This window comes from Gemella sp. zg-570 (assembly GCF_018866345.1).
GTDB lineage: Bacteria > Bacillota > Bacilli > Staphylococcales > Gemellaceae > Gemelliphila.
This window is the reverse complement of the sequence record NZ_CP076443.1, coordinates 952,259-975,055: the sequence shown is the minus strand read 5'-3', so window position 1 is coordinate 975,055 and position 22,797 is coordinate 952,259. Positions and strand designations below refer to the sequence as shown.

24 protein-coding genes and 2 pseudogenes are annotated in these 22,797 nt (G+C 27.9%); 20 read left to right on the top strand and 6 right to left on the bottom strand.

Annotation, left to right across the window (positions count from 1 at the left end):
* Positions 1–690 precede the first annotated feature (690 nt).
* The 6 genes from KMP11_RS04890 (at position 691) to KMP11_RS04865 (ending at position 5,247) form a co-directional block, all read left to right on the top strand.
* Complete coding sequence (locus KMP11_RS04890; RefSeq protein WP_216279603.1) at positions 691–1,338, top strand: phosphatase PAP2 family protein; 648 nt, start codon at positions 691–693, stop codon at positions 1,336–1,338.
* The gene (locus KMP11_RS04885; protein ID WP_215756248.1) at positions 1,328–1,810 is read left to right on the top strand and encodes a GNAT family N-acetyltransferase; all 483 of its coding nucleotides are present in this window, start codon (positions 1,328–1,330) and stop codon (positions 1,808–1,810) included. Before KMP11_RS04890 ends, KMP11_RS04885 begins: the two co-directional genes overlap by 11 nt.
* A 108-nt stretch (positions 1,811–1,918) precedes the next feature.
* Complete coding sequence (gene tpx / locus KMP11_RS04880; protein WP_215756249.1) at positions 1,919–2,422, top strand: thiol peroxidase; 504 nt, start codon at positions 1,919–1,921, stop codon at positions 2,420–2,422.
* 9 nt (positions 2,423–2,431) lie between these two features.
* Positions 2,432–3,052, top strand: coding sequence for an MptD family putative ECF transporter S component (locus KMP11_RS04875; RefSeq protein ID WP_215756250.1), 621 nt, complete (start codon positions 2,432–2,434; stop codon positions 3,050–3,052).
* Between the two features lies 1 nt (position 3,053).
* Positions 3,054–3,749 (top strand): energy-coupling factor transporter transmembrane component T family protein, encoded by a 696-nt coding sequence (locus KMP11_RS04870; protein ID WP_216279602.1) that lies wholly within the window; start codon positions 3,054–3,056, stop codon positions 3,747–3,749.
* A gap of 58 nt (positions 3,750–3,807) precedes the next feature.
* Positions 3,808–5,247, top strand: coding sequence for an ATP-binding cassette domain-containing protein (locus KMP11_RS04865; RefSeq protein WP_216279601.1), 1,440 nt, complete (start codon positions 3,808–3,810; stop codon positions 5,245–5,247).
* A gap of 347 nt (positions 5,248–5,594) precedes the next feature.
* Here the strand turns inward: KMP11_RS04865 and KMP11_RS04860 are convergent, their stop codons facing one another.
* From KMP11_RS04860 to KMP11_RS07945, 3 genes and pseudogenes are all read right to left on the bottom strand, one after another.
* The gene (locus tag KMP11_RS04860) at positions 5,595–6,089 is read right to left on the bottom strand and encodes a universal stress protein (protein ID WP_216279600.1); all 495 of its coding nucleotides are present in this window, start codon (positions 6,087–6,089) and stop codon (positions 5,595–5,597) included.
* 163 nt (positions 6,090–6,252) lie between these two features.
* A complete protein-coding gene (locus KMP11_RS07950; RefSeq protein WP_371741372.1) occupies positions 6,253–6,498 on the bottom strand; it encodes an immunoglobulin-like domain-containing protein in 246 nt (81 codons plus the stop codon).
* Positions 6,478–6,798: pseudogene (locus KMP11_RS07945) on the bottom strand (DUF5011 domain-containing protein); the annotation flags it as partial. The pseudogene KMP11_RS07945 and the gene KMP11_RS07950, both read right to left, overlap by 21 nt.
* Before the next feature lie 766 nt (positions 6,799–7,564).
* Between KMP11_RS07945 and KMP11_RS04850 the strand changes: the two are divergent.
* Complete coding sequence (locus KMP11_RS04850; protein WP_216279598.1) at positions 7,565–7,873, top strand: methionyl-tRNA formyltransferase; 309 nt, start codon at positions 7,565–7,567, stop codon at positions 7,871–7,873.
* Positions 7,874–7,899: 26 nt separating this feature from the next.
* On the opposite strand, the gene KMP11_RS04845 is transcribed toward KMP11_RS04850, so the two are convergent.
* On the bottom strand, positions 7,900–8,799 hold the full coding sequence (locus KMP11_RS04845; protein ID WP_216279597.1) for a LysR family transcriptional regulator: 900 nt from the start codon (positions 8,797–8,799) through the stop codon (positions 7,900–7,902).
* Between the two features lie 298 nt (positions 8,800–9,097).
* Here KMP11_RS04845 and KMP11_RS04840 point away from each other — a divergent pair, with 298 nt between their 5' ends.
* The 4 genes from KMP11_RS04840 to KMP11_RS04825 all read left to right on the top strand — a co-directional run bounded on the left by KMP11_RS04840 (position 9,098) and on the right by KMP11_RS04825 (position 12,899).
* Positions 9,098–9,292, top strand: a complete 195-nt coding sequence (locus KMP11_RS04840; protein WP_216279596.1) for a hypothetical protein — start codon at positions 9,098–9,100, stop codon at positions 9,290–9,292.
* 157 nt (positions 9,293–9,449) lie between these two features.
* Complete coding sequence (locus tag KMP11_RS04835; RefSeq protein WP_215756258.1) at positions 9,450–9,617, top strand: hypothetical protein; 168 nt, start codon at positions 9,450–9,452, stop codon at positions 9,615–9,617.
* Between the two features lie 595 nt (positions 9,618–10,212).
* A complete protein-coding gene (ald, locus tag KMP11_RS04830) occupies positions 10,213–11,328 on the top strand; it encodes an alanine dehydrogenase (protein WP_215756259.1) in 1,116 nt (371 codons plus the stop codon).
* Between the two features lie 197 nt (positions 11,329–11,525).
* On the top strand, positions 11,526–12,899 hold the full coding sequence (locus KMP11_RS04825; RefSeq protein ID WP_215756260.1) for an amino acid permease: 1,374 nt from the start codon (positions 11,526–11,528) through the stop codon (positions 12,897–12,899).
* A gap of 107 nt (positions 12,900–13,006) precedes the next feature.
* Here KMP11_RS04825 and KMP11_RS07670 read toward each other — a convergent pair.
* Both KMP11_RS07670 and KMP11_RS04810 read right to left on the bottom strand, forming a co-directional pair.
* Positions 13,007–13,528, bottom strand: a pseudogene (locus KMP11_RS07670) (SDR family NAD(P)-dependent oxidoreductase).
* Between the two features lie 107 nt (positions 13,529–13,635).
* Positions 13,636–13,785 (bottom strand): SDR family NAD(P)-dependent oxidoreductase, encoded by a 150-nt coding sequence (locus KMP11_RS04810; protein ID WP_215756262.1) that lies wholly within the window; start codon positions 13,783–13,785, stop codon positions 13,636–13,638.
* Positions 13,786–14,131: 346 nt separating this feature from the next.
* Here KMP11_RS04810 and rnmV point away from each other — a divergent pair, with 346 nt between their 5' ends.
* From rnmV to dnaB, 9 genes are all read left to right on the top strand, one after another.
* The gene (gene rnmV, locus KMP11_RS04805) at positions 14,132–14,680 is read left to right on the top strand and encodes a ribonuclease M5 (RefSeq protein ID WP_216279594.1); all 549 of its coding nucleotides are present in this window, start codon (positions 14,132–14,134) and stop codon (positions 14,678–14,680) included.
* Positions 14,677–15,546 carry a 16S rRNA (adenine(1518)-N(6)/adenine(1519)-N(6))-dimethyltransferase RsmA gene (rsmA, locus tag KMP11_RS04800; RefSeq protein ID WP_216279593.1) on the top strand — a complete coding sequence of 290 codons (870 nt, stop codon included), beginning with the start codon at positions 14,677–14,679 and terminating at the stop codon, positions 15,544–15,546. Before rnmV ends, rsmA begins: the two co-directional genes overlap by 4 nt.
* An 18-nt stretch (positions 15,547–15,564) precedes the next feature.
* The gene (locus tag KMP11_RS04795) at positions 15,565–15,849 is read left to right on the top strand and encodes a nucleotide pyrophosphohydrolase (protein WP_216279592.1); all 285 of its coding nucleotides are present in this window, start codon (positions 15,565–15,567) and stop codon (positions 15,847–15,849) included.
* Positions 15,850–15,887: 38 nt separating this feature from the next.
* A complete protein-coding gene (locus KMP11_RS04790; RefSeq protein WP_215756266.1) occupies positions 15,888–16,199 on the top strand; it encodes a metal-sulfur cluster assembly factor in 312 nt (103 codons plus the stop codon).
* Between the two features lie 325 nt (positions 16,200–16,524).
* Positions 16,525–17,766, top strand: a complete 1,242-nt coding sequence (locus tag KMP11_RS04785) for an MFS transporter (protein WP_252344679.1) — start codon at positions 16,525–16,527, stop codon at positions 17,764–17,766.
* A 150-nt stretch (positions 17,767–17,916) separates the two neighbouring features.
* Positions 17,917–18,909, top strand: a complete 993-nt coding sequence (locus tag KMP11_RS04780) for a YybS family protein (protein ID WP_215756268.1) — start codon at positions 17,917–17,919, stop codon at positions 18,907–18,909.
* Positions 18,910–20,862 (top strand): DHH family phosphoesterase, encoded by a 1,953-nt coding sequence (locus KMP11_RS04775; RefSeq protein WP_216279591.1) that lies wholly within the window; start codon positions 18,910–18,912, stop codon positions 20,860–20,862. It begins immediately after the preceding gene.
* Between the two features lie 44 nt (positions 20,863–20,906).
* Positions 20,907–21,350: a 50S ribosomal protein L9 gene (gene rplI / locus KMP11_RS04770; RefSeq protein WP_215756270.1), complete on the top strand. Its 444-nt coding sequence runs from the start codon at positions 20,907–20,909 to the stop codon at positions 21,348–21,350.
* 89 nt (positions 21,351–21,439) lie between these two features.
* Positions 21,440–22,795, top strand: a complete 1,356-nt coding sequence (dnaB, locus tag KMP11_RS04765; RefSeq protein ID WP_216279590.1) for a replicative DNA helicase — start codon at positions 21,440–21,442, stop codon at positions 22,793–22,795.
* The last annotated feature ends 2 nt before the right edge of the window (positions 22,796–22,797 follow it).

Sequence of the window (22,797 nt, the reverse complement as noted above, 5' to 3'; positions counted from 1 at the left end):
TTCCCACTTTCTCAAATAAAACTTTTTAAAGTGAATTTTGCTAAAGAACTTATCAATTTTCATAGTTTCAAACATTTAATCTTTACTACTTTTATATTTTTTATTATAGAAGTTTCATTATTAAATTTTCCTCTACTTTCTTTAGCAATTTTTGTCCTAGTTTTTTTAAGTTTGGTGATATCAAATTTATAAGGATAGAGTAAGGGCAAATATACAGTTTTAAAATAAACTAAAGCCTATAGTAGTGTAGAAGTAATTTGTGCTTACTTAGCATTTAATATATCAAGCCCTATAATTTTAATCCTATAAATAACTTTTGTCTTTATCTATTTTTATAGTTTTATAAATTACTTTACACTTTTTAAGTTCTCTAGCCTTTCTATAATGCTGAAGTCCTAAAGTCCTCTATTATTCTAGTCTAATATCCATAAGTCCTTAAGCCTTTTATTTTAGTTTTAAATATTTTTAATTCATGATATTTTCTTGTTTTTTTTTGTCGTTTTTAATATTTTTTATGAAGTTAGTATGTTTTTTCTTATATAAAATGTAGATTTTTATTTTATAATATATATTTGTTCAATATATTAAGCTTTATTTAAATATTTTTTACTTTATCAAAACTTTTGCTATAATTATAAAAATTTATATATAATAAAATTAAAATTTTTCTGAATGGAGAAAATATAAATAATGAAAAATAAAAATTTATATTTATTAAGTCTTATCAGTAGTTTACCTTTTTTTATAATTATTTTATTTGGTTTGGGTGAACCTAGTAATAATAAGTGGCAAATTGATAATAAAATTTGGTCTTATATTTTAGAAATAAGAAATATTAATATGACTAAAATTATTGTAACTATTACTCACATGGGTGGTTCTTTATTTTTAACAATTTTAGTTCTTGTAGTTTGTTTGATATTAATATTAAAGAAAGAATTGAAATTAGCTATTTTCTTGGCTATGAGTAGTTTGTTAGGGGCATTTTTCCTAAATAGAATTTTAAAATATATTTTTGCAAGACCTAGACCTTATTCAGCTTCTTATATAGAAAATTTAATTTCTGTTAAGGGTTATTCTTTTCCGAGTGGACATGCTATGGCATCTGCAATAATATATATTCTTTTGGCTTATATCCTAACAAAAAATATAAAAAATAAAAAGATTATTTTGTTTATATACTCTTTAGCTATAATTTTTAGTTTATTTATTTGCTTTACTAGAATTTATTTAGGAGTTCATTATCCGACTGATCTTATAGCTGGATTTTCAATGGGTTTATCTTGGGCTATATTATCAATTTTAATATATAAGAGGTGGTTAAGTAATGAAAGTTAGAAAAGCAAGAATGGAAGATTTAGAGGAAGTATTACTTATATATTCTATTGCAAGAAATTTTATGATTGCAAATAATAATCCTCAGCAGTGGAGAAATAATCATCCTAAGAAAGAATTATTAGTTGATGATATAAAAAAGGGGCAACTCTATGTTGTTGGAGATGAAAAAAACATCTATGGTGTCTTTGCCCTTATCTTTGGTATGGACGAAACTTATAATTATATAGAAGGAAATTGGCTTAATGATAATGACTATGCAGCAATTCATAGAATAGCAAGTAGGGGTAGTAAAAAGGGAATTTTTGATTTTGCTATATCATATTGTAAAAGGCAAATTTCAGATTTAAGGATAGACACACACGAAGATAATTTGCTAATGCAAAGACTCATTACAAAAAATAATTTTCAGTATTGTGGTATTATTTATGTAGAAGATGGGTCTGCTCGTTTAGCCTACCACTATTCAGACTAGAATTATAATTTTTATTACATGTTTTCAATTGATAACTATTCTCTTTTATAATAAATTATGATATTATAATATTATAATATATAGTATTCTAGGAAGGAAGTAGAAATTATGAATAAAAATATTACATTTAAGGGACGTCCAGTCGAAGTTACTTTTAAGGGGATAGAAATTGGTAGTAAGTTTCCAAATTTTAAGGCAGTTAATAAGGATATGACAGATTTTAATTTGGCAGATTATGCTGGAAAGATTATAGTTGTTAATGCTTTTCCCTCAGTAGATACTGGTATCTGTGCTATGCAAACTGTAAGATTTAATCAAGAAGTAAAAAATTATGAAGATTTAGTAGTTGTTACGGTATCGAAAGATTTGCCTTTTACGCTTAATAGATTTTGTGCAGATAAAGATGTAAATAATGCTATCACTGTTTCAGATTATCGTTATAGAGATTTTGAAAATAATGTCGGGGGCCTGATTAAGGATATAGAATTATTGGCTCGTCAAGTTATAGTTTTAGATAAAAGTGGTCAAGTTAAATATTTAGAATTGTGTGATGAAGTTAGTTCAGAACCAAATTTTGAGGCGGCCTTGGCAGTAATAAAGGAATTAGTGTAGGTAGTTATTATGACTGAATTAAAGTATATTAATAAAGAAAATGATAATAAGTTGAAAACAAAAGATTTAATAACTTTAGGGCTATATACCCTACTTTTAATTTTACTAATGGCAGTAGGTCTCGGAGTTTGTGCAGGGGTATTTTCTGTTTTATTTGCTGGTAAATTATATTTTTCTGTTTTTACTACGGTAGCAACAGGACTTTTTGCCGCACCTGCCTATACCCTAATATTTAATAAAATAAAAAAAGACTATGCCGTGTTTATTGCAGCTTTTATAATTGGTGTCTTTTTACTTTTATCAGGGCATCCATATATTGCCTTTCCTATTACTATTTTAGGAGGTTTACTAGCAGAATATTTCTTTAGAAAAAATAATGAGTATCTTTCTTATATTTTCTTCACATTGGGTGGGCTAGGTGCTTTGATGCCTATGTACTTTATGCGTGATAGTTATATTGAACACTTAAAAGCCAGAGGTTTCAGCCCAGAAAAAATAGATTTTGTAATGTCTAATTCAAGTATGAATATTTTTATTGTTGTAGTTGTGCTAACTATTGTTTTTTCTGCACTAGGAACATACATAGGAAGAAAATTATATTTTAGAAATTTTGACAAAGCAGGCTTATAAAATGAATCTAAGATTAGATATTAGAACAAAAATATTGCTACTTTTACTTGCCAATGTTTTTATGTTTAAAAAAATGTCAATTTATGAACATCTAATACTAGCAACTATTTTCACCCTAATAGTTTTTATATTTTTTAATCAGTATCGGGCTTTAAGAATATATGCCATATACCTATTATTTACACTTTATGAATTATTTTTAGCTAAGGTAGGGAGTCTGGGTTTTATAGACAATCTTATATTATTTAGTTCTTTGTTGTTTAAGACGGTTTATTTTCCTATATGTGCAGGTATGGTATTGGTTGGTAGTTCTAAGGTTTCTGAGTTAATAACTTTTTTACGCAAGATTAAACTATCCAATAGTGTAATTATCGTCTTGGCAGTTGTTTTCAGGTTTTTTCCTGTTATGTTAGCTGATTATAGTATGATAAAAAATTCTTTGAAGATTAAGGGTGTAGGGAATAGTCCTTTTTACTATTTTAGACACCCCTTAAAATTTATGGAATATGTTTTTGTTCCCTATGTAATTATAAGTACCAACATAGCTAATGAATTATCAATATCTTGCTTGTGTAGGGGGATTGAACACAAGGGTAAAGCAAGTTCTATACAAGTATTAAAATTTAAAATTACTGATTATTTATTTATGATATTTTTAGTTAAATTAGTAGTTTTTGTATTTATATTTAAGATATAGTAACTTGGTTATTCAACGAAAATTTGAGGAGTTAAGTTATATAGTTAGTAGGTAAATTATGATAGAATTTAAAGACTTTAATTTTAAATATAGCAAGTCTGAAAAATTAAATATAGAAAACTTAAATTTAAAAATTTCTAAGGGTGAATGTGTCTTATTTACGGGTTCGTCTGGTTGTGGGAAAACTACAATTTTAAGAATGTTAAATGGCCTAGCCCCAGAATTTTTTGAGGGTGGCTTTAGTGGTAGTATGAAGCTTGCTCATCTAAAAATTGGCGATAATTTAACCGAATTTTCTAGTATTGTAGGAAGTGTTTTTCAAAATCCAAAAAATCAGTTTTTTCATCTAGATTCTACAAGTGAATTAGCCTTTAGTATGGAAAATTTTGGTTTTGCTCCTCAAAAAATTTTAGAACGTATAAATTTTTTGGTTAAAGAATTTGAAGCAGAAAATTTACTAGACAGAAATATTTTAGAAATTAGTGGGGGAGAAAAACAAAAATTAGCCTTTATGGCTAGCATGATGTTAGATGCTGATATTTATGTTCTTGATGAAATAACAAGCAACCTTGACCTTAAAGCCATATCTTTAATAGCTGATATTATCTCTAAATTAAAAAAACAGGGTAAGACTATTGTCATAGCAGAACACAGGATATACTACCTGAAAAATTTAATTGATAGAATGTTTATAGTTAAAGATGGAAAAATTATTCATGAATTTTTTAGTGAGGACTTAAAAAATTTTGACGGCAGTCATTGTCGCACACGTCAATTAGATTTGAACTTGGTCAAGTTAGCAGACAAGAAATTAAAAAATATTGGTAAAAATTATTTGCAATTAAAAAATTTTGAATATAAGGTAAATAATAGAAATCTTATTCATAGGGAAGAAAATTTCCCTAGTGGTTTAGTTTATGCCATAATAGGAGATAATGGTTGTGGCAAGACTACTTTTGCAAATGCTCTGTCAGGATTTTTAAAATCAAAAGGTCAGCTAATTTTAAGCGGTAAAGAATTGAAGAAAAAAGATTTAGTAAATACTTGTTTTCAAGTTATGCAAGATGTCAATTATCAACTATTTACTAACAGGGTAGAAACAGAAATAAAGTTGGGTTGTAAAGACTTAAGAAATTTTGATAATATAGTTACTAAATTAAAGTTAAACCATTTGCTTGATAGGCATCCCAACACCCTATCAGGAGGAGAAAAACAGCGTGTTGCCATCGCTTCTGCCCTCCTGTCAGGCAAAAAGATTTTAATATTTGATGAGCCAACAAGTGGTTTAGATTTTATCAACATGAAGGAATTATCAAATCTCATTCAAGAAATAAGTAATAAGGAAATAATTATATTTATTATTACGCACGATTATGAATTTTTATGTAGTAGTTGTGATGAAGTTCTTTATTTTGATAAAAAAGGAATTGCAGAAAGAATAAGCCTAAATCTTGAAACAAAAGATAGAATATTAAAAATTATGACTAGGGTAAAGTAGGATTTTATTTTTATCAAATTTAAGAAATAGTTTTATAAAAAGAAATTAGTGTGAGGGAGAAACTTACACTAATTTTTTTATATTTTTAATAGGTATGTATAAAAATTTTTTATTAAAATTGAATAAAGTTTTAAAGATATTTTTTAAAAACAAGCTAATAAATATTTATTTAAAAAAGTAAATTATTAATACAGAAATTGCATACTAATAAAATTTATTTTCAGGGAAATTAATAAGAAATTATTTTAAAATAAAATAGATTAGTGCAAAAAAAGCTACACTAATTTTTTATAAAAATTTATTTAAAATAAAAAACCTGCAAAATAAATTGCAGATTTTATAATAAATTAATCTTCTTTTTGGAATTGTAAAGCAATTTTTGGTTCGAAATCTTCTGGTATAGATTTTTGTTTGATGATTATAACATCACATTTAGCATAACGCACTATTCCTTCTGATACAGATCCCATAAGCATTCTCTTGAATCCTGTTAAACCAGAAGAGCCACAAACCACTAGGTCAATATCTTTTTCGTCAACTATATCTTCACTAAGAACTATTTTGGGAATACCTTGTTCAACGATACCATGTACATGATTTAGTCCTTCTTCTTTAGCAACTGCTACATAACTTTCAACTAAAGCCTTAGTTTTTTTGTAAAAAGAATTAAAAATGTATGGGTCTGATAGACCAGATGTTGCTATTGTAGCATCAATTACTGAAGCTATATATAAGTGCGCATTTTCATTACGTTTTGCGATTGATACTGCATATTTGAATGCCCATTCTGCTTGTCTTGAACCATCAACTGCGACTAGAATTTTTGAATATCTGTTTTCCATGATAGATACCTCCTTATCCTTTATAGCTTTATTATAACACAGATTTCATAAAAGTAAATAATTTTAGAATTTTCTTTTTCTAATTATTAATATAATTTTATGTTTTTTAGAGTAGAGTAAAAATTTTTTGAATTGTTAATATTTTATTAGGATATAATATACTCTATTCTACTGTAATTAATCTAGTTCTCGTATAGTGTTTTCCTTCTATATCAACTGAATATATAATTTCATAAACCCCTTCTTTACTCGTGTCAAGATTAGAAGATATTTCCACCTTATCCAAGAATGACCTGCTGGCTTTTCTTGCAATAATTCCCTCTTTAGTAATTGAAAAATTTTCATTTCTTTTTATTGTGGTATTTTCTGGCACAACAAAGTAAAAAGTTCTTTCTAGCCTGCGTTGCATGCGTTTATAATATTTTTCCTCATCTTCAGCTGATACTTTTTCCTTTAATTTTTCATCAACAAGAGGCATTAATTCAATTTCTGTATCGGCTATACAAATTCTACTATTTACCAGAGTAAAAGTTTGTTTTCTACCCGGTCCACAATAAGATTGACATCCTATAATAAATTCAGCATTGGGAGCCTTCTTTTTAAGTTTTGGTATTAAAGTTTTTAAGTTTACGCCAAGGCATTCATCACAAACACGAAAAATAACTTTTTCTTCTGTAACTAAACCTTTATTATTTTTAATGTCGCTCATTTTTTATCCTTTCAAAAATTATCTTAAATATTATAGCATATATTGACCTTAAATTAAAAATAAATTTTTGTAGAATTTTATTTAGAACTATAATAATTAGTAATAATAAAAAATAACTAATTATTTTAATATAAAATAATTAGAAATAGAAATGTGCTTAATAATAAGTATTAATTCAAGTGAATAGAAAAATTTTAAGTTATAAATAAGCACTAAATAATTTCATCTAGCTTAGTTATGTGTTTCTCAAATTAATAGATTTAATAAAAATGTCTTTGTAAGAGATGAGAAATTATTAGATATATAATACTTACTATGTTGAATATATGATGGTTTATTTTTATTTAGGATATATTTTAATTATAAAAAGATTAGTTTATAAATAAATCTTATGATAATATGCTATTTATGATGGTTATATGTATGTTAGGACTTAAAACATAACTTTTTCAAAATTATTTAATGTAGAAAAGAAGATATTGAGTTAATTTCTGAAAAAATACTTGTTACTGAAAATAATTTTAATATTGCTAGACAAGCTACGGAAAATTCGATAAACTCTAAACAAGCATATTTTATTACAAATACTTTTATAAATATAAATAATTTGGATAAAATAGCCAGAGATATAATTAAATTGTAAATAAATATAAAATACCAAATTTTAAAATGAATTTGGTATTTTTCTTTTTATAAGGGCATTTTTTGATTTTTTTTTAATAGCATAGTATAATTATTATGATTAAATTTCAGGAGAATATTTGTTATGAAAAATAAAAAAATAGCATTTATGGGAACACCTAATTTTTCAGTTCCAATGCTGAAAATGTTGATAGATGATTTTGGTGTCGATTTAGTAATAACACAAGCAGATAAAAAAATAGGGAGAAAAAAAATACTAACTCCTTCTCCTGTAAAAGTATTAGCAGAAGAACATAATATAAAAGTTTTACAACCTATTAATATTAGCCATGATGAAGAAGTATTTAATGAATTAAAAATTTTAAATCCAGATATTATAATAACCGCTGCCTATGGACAATTAATACTAATACAAGAAAAAATTTATAAATAAAAAAGTTGCTAAAATTTAGCAAGCCTTTAATATGTTTTTATATATTTACTTAATTTATAATTACTTACATATTTTATAAATTCATAAACAACAGGTATGTTCACCGGGTCTTTTAAATAGGCTAGATAAAAAATTCTATTTTGTTCTATGTCTTCTATGTGTATTTTATTAAGATCTAAACTTTCTAAAATTGGCATATCTGGAACTATAGAAATTCCAAATCCTTGTGCAACCAAACCAGCAACTACTTGGTCTTCTTCTGCTGTGTATTTTATATGAGGGTATTTTTTTATTTTTGCAAAGTTGGGCATAATTATATTGTTTAAACCTGTATTTTTTTGGAAACCTACAAAATCATATTTTAAAATTTCTTCTAAACTTACAGTGTTTCTGTCGCTTAACTCATGATTTTTAGGAGTTATTAAAAGAAGTTCTTGTTTTCCTAAGGGGACATATTCTATAGACTCATCACTATTTATTTTAGATGTAAATACTACATCATACTCGCCACTTTTTAAGCCTGCTATCAATCTTTCTGAAAAACCGTTATAAAAGTTAAAATTAATTTCCTTGTCCTTATTATCTTCTTTAAATTTTCTACATAAGGTAGGTATTGAAGATACACCTAAGGTCCTTAAAAATCCAATATTTATTAATCCATCTCCAGCATTTATTTTTTGTACATAATCAACGGCGTCATCTATATTGGTAACTGCAGCTTTAATTATATTAAAAAATATGTTTCCAGTTTTTGTAAGAATAATATTTCTACCTTTTTTTTCAAAGAGTTTTACATTTATTTCTTCTTCTAAGCTAGCTATTGCATGACTAAGGCTGGGCTGAGTTATATTTAATTCTTTTGCCGCTTTGGTATAATGTTCTAACTCTGCTAATTTAATAAAATATTTAAGATGAAATAGATTCATATTAATAGCCTCCATTTTTATATTTAAATAATATTTAAATTTGATTATATATCAAAGTATGAAAAAAATCTATTAATTTTATTGTTTTTATTAATTAGACAATAGAAAATTTAGGGTGTACAATAACAGTGAAAAAATTAATTTTAGGAGCTTTTATTTTTATGAACTCAAATTCACAAAAAGTCCGTAATTCATTGACGACTTAACGCCAGTTGTAAAACTGGAAGGAGAGGTTAATACATTAGTAAATAACAATGAACACTTACTAGGAGATACTACTGATGGAACAGGTTGTATAATGGCTCTTGAAGAAAGAAGATATAATACAAAAGGGAAAACTTTAACTATTTTAGGTGCGACTGATCTAGCAACAAGTATCATCTCTAAAACGGCTATTAATGGAGTAGGAAAAATTAATATCGTCTCACTGGAAGACAAATACTTTGAACCTATGAAAAAACGGGTAGCAAAAATCAACGAAACAACAGATTGAACAGCATAACTATGTACTTTTTATAATCTTGATTTATTTAAAGAAAAAATGAACCAAAGCGACTTTTTGTTCAAGTTACTGGAGTAGGAATGAAACCTCAAGAAGAATCAGTAATTCCTGATGTATCATTCTTCAAAAAAGATTTAGTAGTTAACGAATGTATTACAATCCTCGTGAAACTAAAACAATGGAATTATCAAAAGAAGCTGGCTGTAAAGAAATAATAAACGGTCTTGACATGATGATTTATCAAGATGCCACAGAATTCAAACAATTTACTGGAGAAAGTAGGTCAGTAAGTTTTATAAAATATATAATCCTTTAAAATATTTTTTGTTTATAAAGTATAATTGCTTTTAAATAGAAATAATTAATTTTTATTTTTAATTTAGCTACTATAGAAAGTTTTAAAAATTTTTAAAGATGGTAGATATATTTGTCAAAAAAATTTAAAATCAATTTTTTAATTTATTTCAGATAAAATATTTATGTATAAAAATAATGTTATAATTAATGAAATGTCAAAATTTTTAAAAAAGATGTTTTTCCTACATTGCAATGATTTAGTAATTATAATTTAATACAAGAAAGAATCTAATTAAAATATGTCAAGTATTAAAAATGGGTAATAATTATAGTGGAGAAAAATTTTATGATAATTTATTTTGTACCTAAGTTCAATATTTTTATATAGGAGATATATAGTAATTAATTAGTTGCATTAGGACTTTATAAGGTTTATTTTATTGGAAAAATATAATACAGTAGACTATTAATTTACAAAACACATTTCAAATAATAGAATGATGTATTGAAAATAAACATTTTGATAAAATTAATTCATAAAATAAAGTGTTTTCAAAATGCTATGCTTATGTTAGAATATAAATGTACAAAACAAAATACTAAGGAGGGGTATAATGAAAATAGGAATACCAACAGAAATAAAAAATAACGAGAACAGAGTTTCGGCTGTACCAGGAATAGTACAAGAACTTGTTTCAGCTGGACATGAAGTGTTCGTCGAGAAAGGAGCAGGATTAGGTTCAGGAATTACTGACTCTGAGTATGAAGCATCAGGAGCTATTTTATTAGATACAGCAGAAGAAGTATGGAGCAAAGCTGAACTAATATACAAAGTTAAAGAACCACTAGAATCTGAATACAAATACTTTAGAGAAGGGCAATTAATTTATACTTATTTACATTTAGCCGCCGAACCACACCTAACAAAAGCACTTGTAGATAGTAAAGTAACAGGTATAGCTTTTGAAACAGTTAGAGTTGGAAGAGGTTTACCATTACTAAGACCGATGAGTGAAGTAGCAGGAAGAATGGCTGTTCAAGAAGGTGTAAGATTCTTAACAAAACCTCATGGAGGAAAAGGATTATTAATTCAAGGTGTGCCAGGTGTTAAAGTTGGTAAAGTTGTAGTTGTAGGTGCAGGTATTGCTGGTTCTGCTGCTACAACAGCTGCTGTTGGTCTTGGAGCAAACGTTACAGTATTAGACGTTAATATTGATAGATTAACAGAATTATCTAACCAATTTGGTCGTGATATAGAAACTCTATATTCAACAAAAGCAAACATAGCTCAAGCAGTAAAAAATGCAGACTTAGTAATTTCTACTGTATTAATTCCTGGAGCTAAAGCACCTAAATTAGTAACAAAAGAAATGGTAGCAAGTATGCAAAAAGGTTCTGTAATTGTTGATGTAGCTATTGATCAAGGTGGGTCAACAGAATATACTGAAGGACGTGCGACAAGCCACTCTGAACCAATATTTGTAGAAGAAGGAATTTTACATTATTCTGTAGCTAACATTCCTGGGGCTGTACCAATCACATCATCTCATGCTTTATGTAATGCAACTTCTAAATATATTAAAGTTATTGCAAACCTAGGATTAGAAAGAGCAATTGAACGTTTTCCTGAATTAGCAGGTGGAGTAAATACTCTAAATGGTCATGTAACTTACAAAGCAGTAGCGGATGATTTAGGATATGAATATGTAGAAGTAGCAAAAGCTTTCTAAAATAGAAATAGTTTAAACTAAACATTTTTATTTCTCATATTAATATTATAAATATGATAATAACTTTTAATTTAAAATAACAATATAATTATTTTAAAAATTAAAAAGCATATTTCACTTTTCTTTTCTTTTCTTTTCTGTTATAATTTTAAAACAGTTTATACTGTGTTTATATTTATTAAAAGGAGGATATTAATATGAGTATTTTTAGAAAAAAATCTATTACAAATATACTGAATGAAAATAAGAAAAAAACCCTTACTCCCACACTGAAAACAATAGACTTAATTTTATTTGGTTTAGGTGCAATTATTGGTTCTGGAGTAATGGTTCTTACAGGTATAGCCTCAGCTAGTGCAGGACCAGCTATAATTTTTTCTTTTTTAATAGCAGGTATTGCTTGTACAATTGTAGCTTTATGTTATGCAGAAATGGCTTCTGCTTTACCATCTAGTGGTAGTACTTATACTTACATGTATGTTTCAATTGGAGAAATTGGTGCTTACGGAATAGGTTGGGTACTTATGGGGGGTTATATAATTATTGCCGCCGCTGTTGCTGCTGGTTGGTCAAAATATTTTAATTCATTACTAGCAGGCTTAAATATAAACCTGCCAGAGGAATTTTTAAACATACCAAAAGAAGGCGGTTATGGGAATATCCCTGCTATATTACTTGTATTGCTACTTACATTTATTATTTCAAGAGGAACAAGTGAAAGTAAAATTATCAATAATTTTTTGGTATTTATAAAAATAGGAGTAGTAGTTTTATTTATTATAGTAGGTGCTTTCTATGTTCAACCACATAATTTGACTGATAATTTTGCTCCTACTGGGGTTAATGGTGTAATGTTAGGTGCGACAACTGTATTCTTTGCTTATTTAGGTTTTGATGCTATATCAACTTCATCAGAAGAAACAATCAATCCTGAAAAAACCATGCCTAGGGCAATTATTATCACGTTATTAATATGTACTATAATTTATATGATGGTTTGTCTTGTTTTAACGGGAGCAGTTCATTATTCTGAATTAGGTTCAGGTAATGCTCTTGTTTATGTTTTAAATAAAGTTGGTCAAACCAAAGTTGCAGGTATAATTTCTCTAGGAGCGACCATAGGACTTATGGCAGGAGTCTTGTCATTCATTTTTGCAAGTGCTAGGATTGGTTTTACAATGGCTCGTGACGGCTTGTTACCTAAAGCTTTAACTAGTGTTAACAAAAAACATGTACCTAGTACTATAACTTGGTTAGTAGGTATTTCCGCTGCTATTTTTACAGGCTTTTTACCTCTTGATCAATTATCAGAAATAGCAAATGTATCTTCTATGATAGGATTCATGTTAGTTTCTTATTCAACAATAGTATTTAGAAAAACACATCCAGATACTAAAAGAGGATTTGTTATGCCAGCAGTTCCAGTATTGCCAGGAATAGCTATTTTAATATTCGGATTTTTATTATTATTTACTGTTAGTTCATTAACTTGGTTAATCTTCTTTGTATGGTTGTTTATTGGATTAGCTGTTTACTTTATATATTCAAATTCACACAGTAAATTAAAATAAAAGAAGTGGAAATTTTCCACTTCTTTTATTTTTTTCTATTTTTTAAATATTCTATTGCTTAACCACGTCTGCCACCTGGTTTTGGTGTCATATCACCCATTATAATATCAAAGACACCTTATAATCGTAAATCTTGTAGCGTTTGTATAATTATAGAGGTCGCTTGATAAGTAAAGAACAGCGTTAGCTACATCTTGAACATTACCTATACGTTTAGAAGCTGTTAGTCGTTTACGTCCTTCTTCTACTTCTTGGTCAGCATAAAAACTGGCTGATAATGGAGTTTGTACAAAGCAAGGTAGGATAAAATTACTTCTTACTCCATGTTTTCCCCACTAAGCTGCAACTTGTTTAGATAACATATTTACTGCTGCTTTTGTCATTGTGTATGCACCAGAGTATCTTTCTGGGAAGTGAGGAGCTATTGATGATATGTGAACTATATTTCCGTATTTTTGTTCAATCGTTACACATCCAAAACCTTGTGTCATTAAGAAATATCCCTTGATGTTTACGTTGATAGTTGCATCATAATCAGCCATATCTAAATCTTCAAATGGAGCAAAGTGTAAAATCGCTACTGTATTTACTAAAATATCAACACGTCTACTAAAATATCGACACGTCAAAATTCTTCCTTTACTAATTTCACTGCCGCGTCTACCGATTCTTCACTTGTAGTATTACATTTAATTTCTAAAGTTTTTACTCGGTATTTAGTGTTAAGTTCTTTAGCCTACTCTCTTGCTTTGTCTACTAATAAATCTACTAAGACAACATTTGTTCCTTGCATAGCAAATTTTTTACAAATTTTTGAACCCATTCCAGCTAAAGCACCTGTTACTACTGCTACTTTATTTTCTAAGTTTAACCAATTATTAGTCATTAAATAATAACCTCCAAATTTTATTTTATTATTTGTTACAAATTAATTATAACTAGTAAAAATAAGCCTAGTCAATACAATAAAATATGAAATAGTTTGCTAGAATGTATAAAGAAAATTAATAATTTTTATTTTGTTTTTTAATTGATAAGAGCTAGTATATTTTTAAAAATTTTAAGTAGTTTTTTATTTATTTCTTATAGTAAAAATTATTTTTAATTTGAAATTATCAAAATTATATTTTTTGCTGAAAAATTATATTTTAAAATTTAAAACTTTATTTTTTAATTGTTAGGAATTTTGAAATGTGTTATTATAAGTAGAATAAATTTTTTAAGGATAAGAAATGAGAATAAGAGAAATTATTGTAGTTGAAGGAAGAGATGATACAAATAGGGTGAAAGAAGCTTTTGATTGTGATACTTTTGAAACGAACGGGTCAGCTATTACTAGAGAAAAATTGGAAAGATTAAAAGTTTTAAATAAAAATCGTGGTATAATAGTTTTAACTGACCCTGATTATGCTGGCAAGAGAATTAGAAATATAATTGAACGTCATATTCCTACTGCTAAGCATGCTTATATTTCTAGTAAAAAAGCTATTGATAGTAAGGGTAAAATAGGTATCGAAGCTGCGAGCAAGGAAGATATTATTTTTGCTTTGGAAAAATGTTATACTCCTGCTAGTGAGCTGAAATACGATATAAGTAATGATTTGTTGATAGAACTTGGTTTGGTTGGGGGTAGCTTGTCAAAAATACTTAGGGAAAAGTTGTGTGAAGAGCTGAATATTGAATATACAAATGGCAAACAGCTACTAAATAAGTTGAATATGTATAGTATTTCTAAAGAAAAATTGATAGAAACGATGAAAAAGATAGAGGATTATGTATGATAGGAACTTCTAAAAAAACTTTTCAAATTTTAAAAAAATATAATTTTAATTTTAAGAAGAGTTTAGGTCAAAATTTTTTAATTGATAGTAATATTTTAAATAAAATAGTTAATTCAGCTAGTATTGATAAGGATACTGGAGTTATAGAAATAGGTTCTGGTATTGGTTCTTTAACAGAAGTTTTAGCCAAGTCAGCAAAAGAGGTGATTTCTTTTGAAATAGACGGCAGATTATTGCCGATTTTGGCAGATACCTTAGCTGCTTATGATAATGTAAAAATCATTAATAAGGATATATTAAAGGTTGATGTTGATAAAATTATTAAGGAAAAATTTTCTACTTGTTCTAAGATTATGGTAGTTGCAAATCTACCTTATTATATTACCACACCAATCCTAACTCATTTATTAGAAAATACAAGTTTAATAGACGGTTATGTGGTTATGATGCAAAAAGAAGTTGCTAATCGTTTGAATGCTAAAGTCGGAACGAAAGATTATAATTCTTTAACCATATTATTAAATTATTATACTGATGTTGAATATTTATTTACCGTACCTAAAAAAGTTTTTGTCCCAGCTCCTAATGTTGAGAGTGCAGTGGTGAAAATTATGACTAAAAAGGAAAAGGATATTTATATTGCAGATACAGAAGAATTTTTTAATTTTGTACGTAATTGTTTTGCTCAGCGTCGTAAAACTTTAATGAATAATCTTATTGCAATTTCTGGAAAAGATAAAAAAGAATCTTTGTTGTCAGCTTGTCAAAGTTTGGGTATAGAACCTAGTAGGAGAAGTGAAACATTGACAATATTTGAATTTAATAAACTACATACAGACTTAAAAAATAGGGAAGTTATTAAATAAATTTATAGGGGGAACATTATGGAAGAATTGAAGAAAACTATTGTAGAATTTAGGGAAAAAAGAGGCTGGATAGAATCTAATACGGAGGCGAATTTGGCTCGTAGTATTATTATTGAAGCGGCAGAACTTTTGGAACATTTTCAGTGGCAGGACAATAATTTTGACAAAAAGGCAGTTTGTGATGAGTTGGCAGATGTTCTAATTTATTCTTTATCTATGTGTTATCACATGGGAGTAGACCCCAAGGATATTATTACTGAAAAATTGAAAGATGTAGCTAGACGCTATCCAGAAAAGAAATAAATATGTTATAATAATAAAAAAATAGAAAGGAAGCACACATGTCAGAACTAAAAGATAGAGTTATTGAGGCTTTAGAAACGGTTATAGACCCAGAATTAGGTATTGATATAGTAAATCTTGGTTTGTTATACGATGTTAAGATGAATGATGAAGGTCATGCAATCGTAGAAATGACACTTACTTCTATGGGTTGTCCCCTAGCTCCGCTAATTATTGAACAGGTAGAAATGGCTATGCTAGGTATTGACGAAGTAAAAGCAGTAGATGTTGAATTAATCTGGGATCCACCTTGGACAAAGGATAAAATGTCTCGCTATGCAAAAATAGCTCTAGGCATAGCAGATTATTAATAAGAATTAAATTTTTTATTTACAAGATTTTATTTTACAAAGATAATTTTAAATTAATATAATTTATAAATGTAATTTTTAATGTAGCTTAATAGTTATATAAAAAATAATAAATATTTATTATAAATGAAAATATAAATCAAAAAATTAAAATTCTTATTAGAATTTAATAAAATAAAAATAAAATTTAAAAAGTGAGGTTATTAATAATCTCACTTTTGTTTTGAATTAATTAAAATAGTATAAAAAAATTTTTTTTGCTATAATGTATAGGAAAATATATAAGAGAGGATTGAGAAAGATTAAAATTTTATTTTCTATTGTAATGATTTTTATAATTTTAGCTGTCGTTATTTTTTTAACAAAAAAATATAAATTAAATAAAAATCAAATTATTATTTTTTGGATTTTAGTTTTATTTTGGTCAACAATAAGTATTATTAGGGCATATAGAAAATTATATGCCATAACTCCCGCAGAACAAGGAGGCTTGTCCCTAACGGCAGAAATGGCAGCCCAAATAGCTGCTGCTTATGGTTTAATGAGTTTATTTGTTAGGCTACCCATGTTTGTTATAAGTGATATTTTAAAGAAAAGAAAATTCTTTATTCAGATAGCCTTATTTACTTTAGTGGTTTCATCATTTTTAGTTTTTTATAAACCTTCTTATGATAGCCTTTATTTTTCATCTCTAGCTTTGGGTCTTGGAGCTACCATGCTAGCCATGTTTAATGTTATTTTTTCAGAAACATTTGAAAGTGATGAAGTGGTAGTGTCGGTTTCTATCCTATCGGTAGCACCACTTCTGGCAGAGTTTATAGCAGCACCTATACAATATCTGTTTACTTATGACCAATATAAAAATTATAATTTTATGTGGCTTTTTGCTGGATTTTTAGCCTTACTAACATTTATTTTAAGTTTTAAGATGAAAGATTACATACCGACAGAAAAAATTTTTTCATTTGATAAATTAAAAGTAGTAATCAAACATAAGAGTTTTATTTATATTTGTCTTTTAGCCCTATTAGTTTCCTTTATAAAATTTTCAACGAGTGGGGCTAATATGCTTACTTTTGGCAAGGTTGAATTGAAAATGTCGCCTCTTATGTTAGCTTATATGGATACTGTTTTTGCCCTGCCACAATTAATTGCCGGAATACTGGCTGGAACCTATTTTGCTAAAAAATTTGGTATTCAAAGAACTATGATTTTTTCATTCTTATTAGCCATAATATTTTTCTTAGTAGCTCTTTATGTTAATAATCCCTATATCGTTTATGTTGCTTATATTTTTAACGGCTTTTTTTATGGAGGTATCTATAATCTTCTAATTTCTATGGCTATGCAATACTTCGACAAATATTATCGCAATATAAGTATGGGGGTTTATCAAGCCTTTTTTGCTTTAGGAATTTATTATGGAGATTACGTATATGTTGTTTTGGCAAGACATTTAAAAGATGGTCTACTTGGTTTTAACCAAAATAAATCCATATTTTTAATAACATTAATATTATCAATAATTAGTATTTTTCTATTAAAATTTAGAGTAAAGAATAAATAAGAGGATAGCTATGTAAGATAACTGCTCTTTTATTTTCAATATACTAGCCAAAAAATTACTAATAGGGTATAATAAAATGATTGAGATATATTAAAATTAAAAAATAAGATTAATTTTTAGATTAATCAAATTGTTAAGGAGGCAACTATATTGACTAATGAAGTTGCTAAGTTTGAAAAAAAATTACAATTAATTTTTAGTAAACAATTTTTCTTTAGAGAACCAGAAAGAAAAAAAATATGGCTACACAGTATTTCATATTTATTAATCAATTCGTTAGGAATTGTTTTGAATATATGGCTTATTACAGGAATAGCTTCTGTTTCTCTTGCCATATATACACTAGGAGCTAAGGGCTATAAAATTTTCACACCACTTGCCTCATTATCCATATTAATTGCCCTTTTATTCGGTAGTTACTATGCTCTTATTTGGACGATAATACACACTATTATAGTTTTAATAATATATTTTTCTATAATTAATAGATTTTCAAAAATATTAATATTAGTTTACACAGCAGTATTTTTATTTTTTTCTATAAGTTTATCCTTTAGCATTTTAATAAAATTAGGCTATATCAATTTCAATCCTCAAGCTATTCAAAACTATATTGATGAATATATAAGAAGCGTAGTTAGCTTGCAAACAAATATTGATGTTGATTTATTACGTTTAAGTTTTGAAGATATAAAAAGGCATTTCCCATCGCTTGTCTTTTCTACCATATTTTTATATTCTTTAATTTTATTAAATTATAGCCTAATATTTTTATCAAAAGAGAAGGTAATAACGCCAGTATTTCCTAGGTTTAGTTATGTTTTGGTACGTTCAAGATATACTATTTACTATGTGATACTATCTTTTATCGTGTACTTTGCACAGCTATTAATAAGTAATAAGTATGATATGAGCCTACTAATATTGGAAAATTCTCTTTATATATTCCGTTGGATTTTTGTCTTAAATGGTTTGTTCACTTGTTTTTATTTTGTAGAAATTAAAAATAAAAATAATATGTTTGTAAAAACACTATTAGCTGTATCTGCATATTTATTTAATTCTATATTTGAAATTATTGGAATTGTCGATTCTGTATTTCAAATTAGAGAAATGTACTCTAGGCATAAAGGAGGTAAGTAGATGTTTAAAAAAGGAAATTTTTATCTTAGTATTGCAACTGCTTTTGTGGTACTAGGAGGAATAATTTTATTATTAATTGATATATACAGTTTTTTTGTCTATCTTGCTGTAATTATTGGCTTGTTTTTACCAGCATATATGTATGGTAGAAAAATTGAACAGACTAATCAGGAGTATGTAAACGAAATAACAAATAAAATTAAGGATTCTTCTGACAAGGGGCTTAATAAATTTCCTATTGGAATTATTATTATTGATGAAAAAAATAATATTGAATGGGCAAATAATTATATCTATAAGCACTTAGACTTAGATGATATTATAGGAGAAAATATATTAGAAGTTATCCCAGAAATAAAATCTTTATTTGGAGTAGAAGCATCAGTCGACAACCAGTTTATCATAGAAGACAAATATTTCAGGGTAAACTATAAAAAAGATAGTGGATATATTTATTTTTTTGATATTACAGAAATTAAGGTTGTTATGCAGAGATTTAGGGATACTCGACCAGTAGTAATGTCTATAAATATTGATAATCAAGAAGAAGTTTATGACGGCTTAGAAGATGAAGTAGCGACTAGACTAGATTCAAAAATAACAAGTATGCTTACTGATTGGGCTAAGAAAAATGGGGTATATCTAAAGCGTACTGATGAAGATAGATTTTTAGGTCTACTTAATATTAAAGACTTAAAAATTATAGAAAAAGAAAAATTTTCCATACTAGATGAAATTAGAAATTTAAAAGAAGAATTTGACACCCAAGTAACAATTAGTGTTGGTGTTGGTTTGGGAACTGACTTTTTACCAGAATTGGGAGAACTTTCCAAAACAGCCTTAGACCTTTCTTTAGGAAGAGGGGGCGACCAAGTTGCCATAAAAGAAGTTGACGGTACTATCAGACTTTATGGAGGAAAAACCAATCCTCAAGAAAGACGTACTCGTATTAAGGCGCGTGTCATTTCTAATGCCCTAGCTGATATTGTAAAAGAAAGTGATAGGCTTATAGTTATGGGGCATATTCAACCAGACTTTGATGCCATAGGAGCTTGTATAGGAATTTACGAATTTGCAAAACTTAATAACAAGGAATGTTACATTGTTTTAAATGATAGTGATAAGGATGAAACTATTAAAAAAATAATGACCGAAATTGAAAAAGAAGAGAATTTAGCTGAAATTTTTGTTGATAGCGATAAGGCTTGGGACTTGATGACACCTCTAACAACTTTGGTAATAGTAGATACGTCAGATTCTGACAGGGTAATAGATGTAGGCATATTAAATAAGGCTAACAAAAAAGTAATAATCGACCACCACAGAAGAGGGGAAGATATAATTGCTAATCCTCTATTAACCTATATAGAACCCTATGCTTCATCAGCTTCTGAACTTATAGCAGAACTTATAGAATATCAAGCTAAGGGTAAAAGATTAGATAATTTATCTGCAACCATTATGTTGGGTGGAATTGTTGTTGATTCACAAAATTTTGCTATAAGAACAGGATCAAGAACATTCGATGTGGCAGCCTATTTAAGAAGTAATGGGGCAGACCCTATAAAAATAAAAGCAATTCTTAAAGAGCCACTAGAAAACTTTATTAATAGGGCAGAAATAATTAGTTCGGCTACTCAGATAGCTGATAACATTTTAGTATCTCTTGCTCCTGACTATAAAGAATATACTAATGTTATGCTTGCTCAGAGTGCTGATATACTTTTAACAATTAAAGGAATTGATGCTAGTTTTGTAGTGGGTAAATTAGGAAAAGACAAAATAGGAATATCAGCCCGATCTTTAGGCAACTTAAATGTTCAAGTTGTTATGGAGCGTTTGGGTGGTGGAGGACATCTATCTAATGCTGCTACGCAGATAAGTGGAGATAATTTAGAAGATGTAAAAGTTGAACTTATCAAGGCTATTGAAGAAATATTAATTTCAAAATAAATTATTCAATTAAGAAGAAAAAATTAAAAAGTGAGGTAAATTAAATGAAAGTAATTTTTATTGAAGATGTAAAAGGAAAAGGGAAAAAAGGAGAGGTCAAAGAAATTGCTGACGGTTATGCAAAATTTCTTTTATCAAATAAAAAAGTTTTAGAGGCTAATAATGCCAATATGGCAGTATTAAGAGGTCAACAACAACGTAAAGAAAAAGATAAGGCTGAAGAATTAGCTAAGGCTAAAGAAGTCGCAGAAAAATTATCAAAATTAGAAATCAAAATACTTGTAAAAGCTGGTGAGGGTGGTCGTCTATTCGGTTCAGTTTCGTCAAAACAAGTAGCAGAAGAATTAAGAAAACAACATGACCTAAAAGTTGACAAGAAAAAAATTGAATTACCTTACGGTATTCAATCATTAGGCTACACAAATGTAAAAATAAAACTGCACAACCAAGTAGAAGGTGTGATAAAAGTTCATGTAGTAGAAAAATAATTTTAATAATTAAATTGCAATAAGAAGTTAAATAAATTCTTACTAAAATTAAAAATTATTTCATTATCCTATAAGAAAGGAGAGAAAGTATGAACAATAATGAATATGAGGCAATACTCCAGGCAGAGCAATCTGTTTTAGGAGCCTTGATGATAGATTCTGATAAGCTAGTTGAAGTTCGTGGTATTTTAGAAGAAGATGATTTTATAGATGAGCGTAATAAAGAAATTTATAGGGCAATAATCAAATTAAATGATGAAAATATAGAACCCGACCATGCAACTATTTTTAGTGAAGTCTATGGCAAGGGAGCCTTTAGAAATATTGACGCCTCAATTTATATAGTAGAAGTTTATGAGATTACACCAACATCAAGAAATGTTAGCCATTATGCCAATATAGTAAAACGTAATTCTATTTATCGGGAAGTCAAGAGTGTCTTATCAAATAATATTAAAAAAATGAATGATGGAGAAACTGACCTTGATTCGATAGTTGCAACGGTAATGGAGCAAATAGAAAGAGCGACAGAAAGAGCAAAAACTTCTGAATTTAAGGATATAAAAAATGTAACTCAAGACGTTTTTAATGAAATTATCGCTAAGATGACCGGTGATGGAAATAATAATGCAGTGCCGACTGGTTTTACAACTTTAGATAATATTTTGCATGGTTTTTCTAAGGGAGATTTGGTTATATTAGCGGCTCGTCCGTCTATGGGCAAAACAGCATTCGCACTTAATATAGCCTTAAATGTTGCAGGGCGAAACGAAAAACCTGAAAATAAAAAAACAGTAGCTTTATTTTCACTAGAGATGGGGGCAGAACAGTTAGTATCTCGTATGCTTTGTAGCGAAGGTATGGTTGACTCGGAAAAAATTCGTACAGGAAATATGTCGCAAGAGGACCTGCAAGCTCTTGAGGTAGGTATGGCTTTTTTAAATAATAAAAATATTTACATAGATGATAGTCCCTTTATCAAGGTTAATGAAGTTAAAGCCAAATGCAAGACCTTAAAAAATGAGTCTGGCTTAGATTTGATAATTATAGATTATTTACAGCTATTACAGGGGTCAAGAAAAACTGATAATAGGCAGCAGGAAGTTTCAGAAATTTCAAGAAGTTTAAAACAGATGGCAAGGGAATTAGAATGTCCAGTAATAGCCCTTTCTCAATTATCTCGTAGTGTGGAAAGTCGTCAAGATAAAAAACCTATGATGAGTGATTTGCGTGAATCGGGAAGTATAGAGCAAGATGCTGATATTGTTGCATTCTTATATCGAGATGACTACTATAATCGTGATAAGGATGAAGACATGCCAGAAAATAAAGATGTAGCAACCGTAGAAGTAATTGTCGCAAAACATAGAAATGGTTCTACAGGTAATGCAGAATTATTATTTTTAAAGAAATACAATAAATTTAGTGTCAAACAAGGAGCGTAATC

Excerpts from the sequence above, each read along its gene's own strand:
- KMP11_RS04890 (WP_216279603.1), top strand. The coding sequence starts at position 691 with ATGAAAAATAAAAATTTATATTTATTAAGTCTTATCAGTAGTTTACCT.
- KMP11_RS04885 (WP_215756248.1), top strand. The coding sequence starts at position 1,328 with ATGAAAGTTAGAAAAGCAAGAATGGAAGATTTAGAGGAAGTATTACTT.
- tpx (WP_215756249.1), top strand. The coding sequence starts at position 1,919 with ATGAATAAAAATATTACATTTAAGGGACGTCCAGTCGAAGTTACTTTT.
- KMP11_RS04875 (WP_215756250.1), top strand. The coding sequence starts at position 2,432 with ATGACTGAATTAAAGTATATTAATAAAGAAAATGATAATAAGTTGAAA.
- KMP11_RS04870 (WP_216279602.1), top strand. The coding sequence starts at position 3,054 with ATGAATCTAAGATTAGATATTAGAACAAAAATATTGCTACTTTTACTT.
- KMP11_RS04865 (WP_216279601.1), top strand. The coding sequence starts at position 3,808 with ATGATAGAATTTAAAGACTTTAATTTTAAATATAGCAAGTCTGAAAAA.
- KMP11_RS04860 (WP_216279600.1), bottom strand. The coding sequence starts at position 6,089 with ATGGAAAACAGATATTCAAAAATTCTAGTCGCAGTTGATGGTTCAAGA.
- KMP11_RS07950 (WP_371741372.1), bottom strand. The coding sequence starts at position 6,498 with ATGCAACGCAGGCTAGAAAGAACTTTTTACTTTGTTGTGCCAGAAAAT.
- KMP11_RS04850 (WP_216279598.1), top strand. The coding sequence starts at position 7,565 with ATGAAAAATAAAAAAATAGCATTTATGGGAACACCTAATTTTTCAGTT.
- KMP11_RS04845 (WP_216279597.1), bottom strand. The coding sequence starts at position 8,799 with ATGAATCTATTTCATCTTAAATATTTTATTAAATTAGCAGAGTTAGAA.
- KMP11_RS04840 (WP_216279596.1), top strand. The coding sequence starts at position 9,098 with ATGGCTCTTGAAGAAAGAAGATATAATACAAAAGGGAAAACTTTAACT.
- KMP11_RS04835 (WP_215756258.1), top strand. The coding sequence starts at position 9,450 with ATGTATTACAATCCTCGTGAAACTAAAACAATGGAATTATCAAAAGAA.
- ald (WP_215756259.1), top strand. The coding sequence starts at position 10,213 with ATGAAAATAGGAATACCAACAGAAATAAAAAATAACGAGAACAGAGTT.
- KMP11_RS04825 (WP_215756260.1), top strand. The coding sequence starts at position 11,526 with ATGAGTATTTTTAGAAAAAAATCTATTACAAATATACTGAATGAAAAT.
- KMP11_RS04810 (WP_215756262.1), bottom strand. The coding sequence starts at position 13,785 with ATGACTAATAATTGGTTAAACTTAGAAAATAAAGTAGCAGTAGTAACA.
- rnmV (WP_216279594.1), top strand. The coding sequence starts at position 14,132 with ATGAGAATAAGAGAAATTATTGTAGTTGAAGGAAGAGATGATACAAAT.
- rsmA (WP_216279593.1), top strand. The coding sequence starts at position 14,677 with ATGATAGGAACTTCTAAAAAAACTTTTCAAATTTTAAAAAAATATAAT.
- KMP11_RS04795 (WP_216279592.1), top strand. The coding sequence starts at position 15,565 with ATGGAAGAATTGAAGAAAACTATTGTAGAATTTAGGGAAAAAAGAGGC.
- KMP11_RS04790 (WP_215756266.1), top strand. The coding sequence starts at position 15,888 with ATGTCAGAACTAAAAGATAGAGTTATTGAGGCTTTAGAAACGGTTATA.
- KMP11_RS04785 (WP_252344679.1), top strand. The coding sequence starts at position 16,525 with ATGATTTTTATAATTTTAGCTGTCGTTATTTTTTTAACAAAAAAATAT.
- KMP11_RS04775 (WP_216279591.1), top strand. The coding sequence starts at position 18,910 with ATGTTTAAAAAAGGAAATTTTTATCTTAGTATTGCAACTGCTTTTGTG.
- rplI (WP_215756270.1), top strand. The coding sequence starts at position 20,907 with ATGAAAGTAATTTTTATTGAAGATGTAAAAGGAAAAGGGAAAAAAGGA.
- dnaB (WP_216279590.1), top strand. The coding sequence starts at position 21,440 with ATGAACAATAATGAATATGAGGCAATACTCCAGGCAGAGCAATCTGTT.